This window comes from Tepidanaerobacter sp. EBM-38 (assembly GCA_001896545.1).
Taxonomy (GTDB): domain Bacteria; phylum Bacillota; class Thermosediminibacteria; order Thermosediminibacterales; family Tepidanaerobacteraceae; genus Tepidanaerobacter.
In genome coordinates, this window is sequence record MPOT01000033.1 from 1 (window position 1) to 7,567 (window position 7,567).

A 7,567-nucleotide genomic window follows, 5' to 3' on the forward strand; every position below is an offset into this window, starting at 1 on the left:
TGTAATTCTATCCATCTCAATCATAACACAAAAATAAGGGTAAAAATAGTAATGGAGCGGGATTTAAGAAAATCCCACCCCAACTATTGACAAAGAGCCTAAATTAGTATCTATATTTTTATTTATCCTCTTGTTTTTCCACCTGTAATATTAATAGTTACACCATGAATGTAACTTGCTCTTTCACTTCCTAAATAACATACTAAGTCTGCAACTTCTTTCAATTTGCCAACCCTTCCTAGCGGTATAGTCGATAATTTATTATAGCCTGCTCTTAATTCTTCTACTTCAATCCCTCTTGTATATGCTAGGGCTTCTTCATATTCCTTAGTCCTAAGTCCCGTTTTTTCTAATATTCCAGGTGCAACTCCAACTACCCTTATACCTAATCTGCCAAGTTCTTTGGCCCAGGACCTAGTAAAAGAATTAATAGCATTTTTTGAAGCAGCATAAACACTTTGTCCTTCAGAGCCCTCTAAACCACATTCGGAAGATATATTTATTATTACGCCACCTTTACCTGCTTTTATCATTTCCCTTGCAACTGCCTGTGTGCAAAAAAATGTACCCTTGACATTTACATTCATAACTTTATCAAATACAATTTCATCTAATTCGTATTTGCTATTTGGCTCTCTAGGATCAACTAAGAGCCTAGGAATATTTATTCCAGCATTGTTAACTAATATATCTATCCGGCCATAGTTTGTAATAACTTTATTGACCATCTCTTCTACACTATTTTTGCTTGTAACATCCATGACTATATACATTACTTTCCCTTCAGATGTTTCAAATTCAGCTGCTTCAGACTTTAAATCACAAACAACAACATTAGCTCCATGATTTAAAAATTCTTGTGATATAACTTTTCCTAAACCAGAAGCTCCACCAGTAACTATTACTGTTTTATCTTTTAGTTGTAGCCAAGTATCTGTCATGTCTAATTCCCCCCATTCTCCTAAATAGCTATGGATTATTTATCTTTTGCTACATTTCCCAATATAATATGTTGACTAACATAGGAATCATGTTTCATAACTGTTTACGAAACATGATTCCTATGTTTACAATTATCTTCTAACAATTTTTATTTCAGTCCCAATATTTATATCTTTAATTTTTTTACCTTCTACATGTATAGTACCAGGTAGTTCTGCTTTATTTTTTCCATCGAATCTTAAAGTAACATGACCCAAATTACTTAAATTTTCTACCGCATCTTTGCCAACCGCAGTTATTAAGTATTCTTCATCATCAATAATTAATATGTCACCCGACTCTACATTATCTTTTAAGCTATTTTCGTTATGAATCACACAATAGTCATAAAGCTCATCAGGTGTATTTTCTTTAAACAATATTATAATTTTTTCTTCCTTTAATTGACTAACAAAATCTCCAATTGCTGTAGCTATAGTACGATATACAGTTTTCATTGAAGTTCCCCCGGTTAATATTAATTTGAATATAAACCGAAACTAGCTAACCAAGCAATCAATACTGTAGGAGCTCCTGTTAAAAATCTAGAATATAGTACTGCAGGTACACCTACTTCCACTGTTTCAGGTTCAGCCTCTGCAAGCCCTAATCCTACAGGTATAAAATCAGCTGCTGCTTGAGAATTTATTGCAAACAAGGCAGGTAAAGAAAGATGTGGTGGAATATTCCCTTTACCGATTTCCACACCAACTAATACCCCTATAACTTGTGCTATAACTGCACCAGGCCCTAAAAATGGTGACAACAATGGGAAAGAGCAAATTAGAGATATAAGTACTAAACCAGGTAATGTTCCTGCTAGAGGTGTTAACAACTTTGCAAAAGCATCCCCAATACCAGATTTTAATATCACACCTATTAGCATAGATACAAATGCCATAAATGGTATAATTGTCTTGATAACGGTGTCTATTGTATCCTTGCCTGCTTGATATAATACGCTTACTATTCCTCCTATTCCGACACCGATCTTTACCATCAAGCTCTTATTTTCAGTTTGTTGACTTATTTTTTTCGATGTATCGTACTTTGGTTTACTAACCTTTTCAGATTCTACGGTGTTTTCACTAGTTGTAACTGCCTCAGTTATTGCTTCTTCCCCTTCATATAAACTGATATTCTCTTCTTTAACACCAGAAACATAAATATCTTCAGTTATATATTTAGCTAGTGGTCCACTTGGTCCTGTAGCCCTTATATTAATAGTTTTAATTCTTTTTTGTGGATATACACCACATCTTAAAGTGCCACCACAATCTATAATTACACAGGCAATTTCTTCATCTGGAACTTTGGTCTTAAAACCATCAACTAATTCTGCTCCCGATAGCTCAACCATTTTATCTGCAATTTTGGGTTTATCTCCACCAGTTATATAGACAATATATTTTTGTTTATCATTTGGAGTTATTACAAGAGGCCCACCAAATCCGCCATTACCTGCAGTTACAATTATTGATCTGTATTTACTCATATAGACACCTCCTAATATAAACAGCTTACAGACTTACAGTTTCCTTTAATTTCACATTTTGTTGTTTAGCAACATAAGCAGTAGTAAAATCAGTTATCCAACCCCTAAAGAAGTTTGTAACAACACCAACCAAGAAATATCTTAATGCTAAATCAGATATTGGCAAACCCAATTCAGTTATACCGTTAGCTATTCCTAGAAAAACAAAGAGTTCTCCTGGATTTACATGTGGAAATAATCCATTCATAGTATGACAAGCAAAAGTTGATGCTGCATAATATCCAGGCTTATATTTTTCAGGTAAAAATTTGCCAAGGGACATCGTCATAGGGTTACAGAAGAAAAATGTTCCCACAGTAGGTAATATCAGATATCTAGCAAATATATTATTTGCTGATTTTTGTGCAAGCTTTTCTATTTTTTCCTCTCCTACAAGCCTAATAATAGCATTCATAGCAGTTAGTAAGCATATGAGTAGTGGTACTATATTTGTGACAAGACCAACAAAAGTTTTTCCCCCCTCCTCAAATAAGCCTATAAATCCAGATGCAAGATTTGATAAGAATTCCACAACAATTCACCTCTCTTGAATTATTTGTTAACTGCAAGAAATAAAAGATTATATGTCTTTATACTTCACCCCCTTCTGTAACAGCTCTATAATTATTTATTGCATCCTCTACGGCTAATAAAGTAAGTTTATCAAATTCATCAAGAACAGCAGGATCTATTTTTAATAGGTTTTCACCTACTAAATTTTTCATAGCTTTTGGTCTTGCAAACACTGTTAATCCTTGAATTTTTTCAGCCTGTATTATATTGCAATTCTCGTCTATAGCTATCAATACAACAGTCCCTGCTCTAAGGTTTCCTTTTACTTTCCCTATAGCAACCTTTCCTTTACGCCTTAATTCAATATATTTTTTGTTAAAAGCTCTAATTTGTAACAATCCTAAAGTAATATGCAATGACCAGGCTGTTACTATTAAACCGATAAATCTCCAGGTCATAGGGATATCCCCCTTTTTTATTATTGATTAAAGTCCAGTAATAATTTGGCAGTCTGCTCGGTAGTTATCAATGTATTAATAAATCTACCTCTTAACGCCCCTAGAATAGCTGGAACTTTCTCTAATGACTCAGCTATACCTACTGAGTATTCCATATATCTCAATTCTTCTAATTCTATAGCTATAGTCCTATCATTAATATCTGAATCAATTAATCTTCCACTAATATCGTAAAATCTTGAGCATATATCACCTACAACGTTTTCTTTTTCTAGATAAGTAAAATCTTCATTCTCAAAAAAACCCATCCAGATCACATTCGAAGACTTAGCTGGAGAACCTATACCCACTATTGCAATATTAATTTTCTCCCATAGTTTTAAAATACTACTAAAATTACTATCATTAATAATAGCTTCTTTAGTCTCTTTTTTTTCAGTTATTGCCGGCGCATATAAATAATGGGCTTTACAATTAAAAGCTTTAGCAACTTTAGAGATAATTGTATTAACATGATAATCACTTACTATGTTCCCAGGACCACCAACCAAAGGAACAACGTTAATGGATGTTTGCTTACAGTTTTTTAATTCATCTGACAAATAGGCAAGAGTACTACCCCAAGCAAAGCCTACATTATCTCCATCTTTTACAATTCTTTTTAAGAATTCAGCACCAGCTTTTGCAACCGCTCTCTTTCCATTTTCTCTCTCTCCAGTACTTCCTGGTACTACAATGCATTCTTTCAGCCCAAATTCTTTTTCTAATTTATCTTCCAATTCATAACAATAATTATATTTGCTATTAATATGAATAGTTACTATTCCATTTTCTCTAGCTCTTTTTAACATTCTGCTAATGGTTGTTCGATAAATGCCCAATCGTTTAGATATTTCGCTTTGTGACATATTATTGTGGTAATACATTTGTGCCACTTTTACCAGTAACCGTTCATCATCCCAGTCCTTCAACTTTTTATCTCCCTTCTGCACATTCGTGCTTATTGTGCATATATGTGCTATTACTTTTGCTTATATTATAATTTTGATTTTCACAAAAATCAAGTCTTTGCAAAAATATTTTTTTATTTGTAAGCTATGATTTGATTTTAAATGGCTAATTTTACACCTTGTTTACTAAGATTTACATAAAGTTAAACGTCTGATAAGATTAAATAAGATTGACATTTCTAAGGCTTAAATATAAAATAAAGCTAACAGATATGACCAAAATTTTAATATATGCACAATTGTGCAAGGAGGGATAAAAATGAAAGCCGCTGTTTTTTATGGGCCAAAAGATCTTAGGATTGAGGAAAGAAAAACACCTTCAATTGATAAAGATGAGGTTTTGGTTAAAATCCAATACTGTGCTATTTGTGGAACTGATGTAAGAATTTATTATAATGGCCAATCCAATGTAATACCTCCAAGAATTATCGGACATGAAATTACCGGCATCATAGAAGAAGTAGGAGCGGAAGTTGACAATTATTCCGAAGGCGATAAAGTACTACTAGTTCCAATGATTGCTTGTGGAAAATGCAGATATTGCTTAACTGGCAATAGTAACATGTGTGAAAATCAAACTATAGTTGGTTATGAAATCGATGGCGGATTTGCAGAATACATTAAAGTACCAGCAAAAGCTGTTAATGGAGGAAACATTATTAAATTAGATGACGATGCAGATCTATTAAATTTATCTATAGCTGAACCATTGTCCTGCGTTATAAATGGTCACAAGTATTTAAATATCGAAGTGGGAGACTCAGTTTTAATTATTGGTGCTGGCCCAATTGGTGCTATGCATGCTAGCCTCTCTAAAGCAAAAGGTGCTTCAAAAATCATTCTAGCTGATATTCAAGACGAACGGTTGGAGCTGGCCGCCCAAAACGGAGCAAACTATCTAATTAATTCCAACAAAGAAGATCTTGTGAAAAAAGTATTCGAAATAACCAAGGGGCAAGGAGTTGACGTAGCAATTGCTGCTTGTTCGGCACCATCAGCTCAACAACAAGCTATTGAAGTAACAAAAAAATGTGGTAAAGTTAGTCTTTTCGCTGGTCTGCCAAGAGATAAATCCATTAATCCAATAAATACTAACCGTGCACACTATAATGAAATTTCTATATTTGGAGCTTTTGGTTCTACAATACCACAACATATGATTGCTAAAAACTTACTTCAAAATAACATTATTGATGCTAGTAAATTGATAACAGAAGTTATATCTTTAGACGATATCGTTGATGGTATAAAAATGGTGAAAAGCGGCAAGGGCCTTAAGACAGTAGTAAAAATGTAATATATATTAGGAGGCAAATTTATGCTTATTAACACTAGAAACATATTATTAGAGGCTAGGCAAAATCAGTATGCAATACCTCAGCCTAATATATGGGATATCAATAGTATAAAAGCAGCTCTAAAAGCAAGCGTAGAAGTTAAAAGTCCAGTAATTATCGGTTTGGCACAGTCCCATCTAGAATATATGGGGATCGAAGAGGCAGCTATATTAGTTAATTTTTATGGTAAGAAATTTAATGCTGAGTATGCACTTCATCTAGATCATGGTAATGATTACCAAACTATCATCAAAGCCATCAAGTACGGTTTTACATCAGTTATGATTGATGCTTCAACCCTGCCTTATGATGAAAATGTATACTTAGTTAAAGAAATAGTAAAAGTAGCCCATGCATGTGATGTTACTGTAGAAGCAGAATTAGGACATGTAGGGTCCGATAATCCAAACAGTGAAATCATGAAAAACTTCCAATCAGTATTAACAGAACCCGATGAAGCAGAGGATTTTGTTAAACAAACTAATGTTGATTCACTTGCAGTAGCTATAGGAACCGTACATGGAAAATATAGAGGAAAACCAAACATTGACCTGGATAGACTAGAAAAAATTGCAAAGAAAGTTAGTATTCCGCTAGTTTTACACGGTGGATCAGGCACTGGAGAAGATATGCTGAAAAAATGTATTGAGTTGGGCATAAGCAAAATAAATATCTGCACAGATCTTATGGTGGCTGCAAAAAATGCTATAAAAGAAACTATGAACTCTACTGATAATTTTGGAGATATTAATTTAACTGCAGAAGAAGCCATAAAAAAATGTCTTATTAAATACTACAGGACATTTGATTGCATAAATAGAATTTAACTAGAAAGGTGGTTCCATAATGCTTATATTCTTGGATACTGCAGATATAAACAGCATTAAAAAGGGAATAGAATATTACCCAATAGCAGGTGTTACTACAAACCCTACTATTATTGCTAGAGAAAATAAAGATTATGTAGAACTATTAAAAGATATTGGCGGAGTAATAGGCAAGGATAAAATGCTCCATATCCAAGTTTTAGGTACTACAGCAGAAAACATAGTAAAAGAAGCCAATTTTATTAAAGATAGTATTGGAGGAAATATCTACATAAAAATTCCAGTTATTAAAGAAGGAATAAAAGCTATTAAAATATTAAAGAAAAAAGGTTTCAATATTACTGCAACTGCTATATTTACTCCACAACAAGCTTTAGTTGCAGCTTTAGCTGGTGCTGATTTTGTAGCACCATATGTAAACAGATTGGATAATATATCAGGCGATGGTGTTAATGTAATAAGAGAAATTAAAAAATTATTTGATATTTATAAATTAAATACCAAAATATTAGCAGCAAGCTTTAAAAACGTAGAACAAGTCCATAAATCCAGCCTTGAAGGAGCTCATGCTGTTACCCTATCTTTAGAAGTACTCGAAAACTTATTATACCATCCATTAACCGATTCAAGTATTAAAACTTTCATTGAAGACTGGGAAACCACTTATAATCAAACTGAATTCATAAAATAAATTGAAGTTAAGTCTCTAAAATCCTATATTTTGGGAGCTTTGGTAAAATAAAATTAAAGTTCATAAAAACTTGATTATTTAAGTAAAAAATCCTGCTAAGATTATAATCTTAGCAGGATTTTTGGTTCTATAATAAATGTTGGGGTGGAAAATAATTTACCCTAACATTTATTTTTTCTAAAAATAAAATGCACTCGTGAAATAAACCTGCTAAAA

9 protein-coding genes are annotated in these 7,567 nt (G+C 32.9%); 3 read left to right on the forward strand and 6 right to left on the reverse strand.

From position 1 onward, the window contains the following. Positions 1 to 122: 122 nt before the first annotated feature. The 6 genes from BUC45_RS03695 to BUC45_RS03720 all read right to left on the reverse strand — a co-directional run bounded on the left by BUC45_RS03695 (position 123) and on the right by BUC45_RS03720 (position 4,457). Entirely contained in the window at positions 123 to 941 is an 819-nt protein-coding gene (locus tag BUC45_RS03695; protein ID WP_296970437.1) for an SDR family oxidoreductase, read from the reverse strand. 132 nt (positions 942 to 1,073) lie between these two features. Then, entirely contained in the window at positions 1,074 to 1,439 is a 366-nt protein-coding gene (locus tag BUC45_RS03700; RefSeq protein WP_296970438.1) for a PTS glucitol/sorbitol transporter subunit IIA, read from the reverse strand. Positions 1,440 to 1,459: 20 nt separating this feature from the next. Beyond that, positions 1,460 to 2,476, reverse strand: coding sequence for a PTS glucitol/sorbitol transporter subunit IIB (locus tag BUC45_RS03705; protein ID WP_296970440.1), 1,017 nt, complete (start codon positions 2,474 to 2,476; stop codon positions 1,460 to 1,462). A 25-nt stretch (positions 2,477 to 2,501) separates the two neighbouring features. Continuing rightward, positions 2,502 to 3,047, reverse strand: coding sequence for a PTS glucitol/sorbitol transporter subunit IIC (locus BUC45_RS03710; RefSeq protein WP_296970442.1), 546 nt, complete (start codon positions 3,045 to 3,047; stop codon positions 2,502 to 2,504). Positions 3,048 to 3,105: 58 nt separating this feature from the next. Next, positions 3,106 to 3,486, reverse strand: a complete 381-nt coding sequence (locus tag BUC45_RS03715; protein ID WP_296970444.1) for a transcriptional regulator GutM — start codon at positions 3,484 to 3,486, stop codon at positions 3,106 to 3,108. Positions 3,487 to 3,506: 20 nt separating this feature from the next. Beyond that, positions 3,507 to 4,457 (reverse strand): sugar-binding transcriptional regulator, encoded by a 951-nt coding sequence (locus tag BUC45_RS03720; RefSeq protein WP_296970446.1) that lies wholly within the window; start codon positions 4,455 to 4,457, stop codon positions 3,507 to 3,509. 298 nt (positions 4,458 to 4,755) lie between these two features. On the opposite strand from BUC45_RS03720, the gene BUC45_RS03725 reads away from it, so the two are divergent. Genes BUC45_RS03725 through BUC45_RS03735 form a run of 3 tightly spaced genes read left to right on the forward strand, consistent with a single transcriptional unit; the run spans position 4,756 to position 7,351 of the window. Continuing rightward, positions 4,756 to 5,793 carry a zinc-dependent dehydrogenase gene (locus BUC45_RS03725; RefSeq protein WP_296970448.1) on the forward strand — a complete coding sequence of 346 codons (1,038 nt, stop codon included), beginning with the start codon at positions 4,756 to 4,758 and terminating at the stop codon, positions 5,791 to 5,793. 21 nt (positions 5,794 to 5,814) lie between these two features. Then, on the forward strand, positions 5,815 to 6,660 hold the full coding sequence (locus BUC45_RS03730) for a class II fructose-bisphosphate aldolase (protein WP_296970450.1): 846 nt from the start codon (positions 5,815 to 5,817) through the stop codon (positions 6,658 to 6,660). Between the two features lie 19 nt (positions 6,661 to 6,679). Continuing rightward, positions 6,680 to 7,351 (forward strand): fructose-6-phosphate aldolase, encoded by a 672-nt coding sequence (locus BUC45_RS03735; RefSeq protein WP_296970452.1) that lies wholly within the window; start codon positions 6,680 to 6,682, stop codon positions 7,349 to 7,351. The last annotated feature ends 216 nt before the right edge of the window (positions 7,352 to 7,567 follow it).